Source organism: Clostridium tepidiprofundi DSM 19306 (assembly GCF_001594005.1).
In the GTDB taxonomy this organism is placed as follows: Bacteria; Bacillota; Clostridia; order Clostridiales; family Clostridiaceae; genus Clostridium_AC; species Clostridium_AC tepidiprofundi.
In genome coordinates this window covers 1-583 of the sequence record NZ_LTBA01000162.1, presented here as the reverse complement: position 1 = coordinate 583, position 583 = coordinate 1, and the positions used below count along the sequence as shown (strand labels likewise).

Below are 583 nucleotides of genomic sequence, written 5' to 3'. Positions count from 1 at the left end.
CTATCTTCTTTCAAATTCTTTACCTTCAATTCATTAAATTTTGGAATTTCTATAAAATGTATCTCTACCAAATCAGTGAGCATGTAATCCTTAGCTTCATCTTCCCACAGATGAAACTTAGTATGAAATTTATCCAGCTTTATATAATTAAAATCCAATATGTTTATAGTTATTACCTTTGACAAATTCTTGTAGTCCTCACCTTTAACTATTGTTTCATTGAAAATTCTTCCCCAGTAAAACAAAGTTCTCTTATCCATATTATGTTGATTTGTAAGTTGAACTTCTATGTCTATTTGAGTCCCATCTTCTGTTCTCGCTCTTACATCTAATATGGCAGTTTTATCATTTACGAGTTCTCTTGTTAGTTCTTTATTATCTATTATTTCTAATGTCACAAGCCTATCTCTATCTTTCCTATCTAAAACTGCATTCAAAAATGCAATTAAATTATCTTTTACTTCGTTTTCTCCGAAGAGTTTCTTGAAAATAAAATCATTCAAAGGTTTTAATCTCTCCATTATATCACCCTTTCCTCTACTTATATTATATCTTAATTTTTGTTGTATTTTCACTATCTTTT

At 28.3% G+C, this 583-nt stretch carries 1 protein-coding gene; it reads right to left on the bottom strand.

From position 1 onward, the window contains the following. Window positions 1-521: Rpn family recombination-promoting nuclease/putative transposase (locus CLTEP_RS14215; RefSeq protein WP_153016380.1), on the bottom strand; the 521-nt coding region annotated here is incomplete at its 3' end. Window positions 522-583 lie beyond the last annotated feature (62 nt).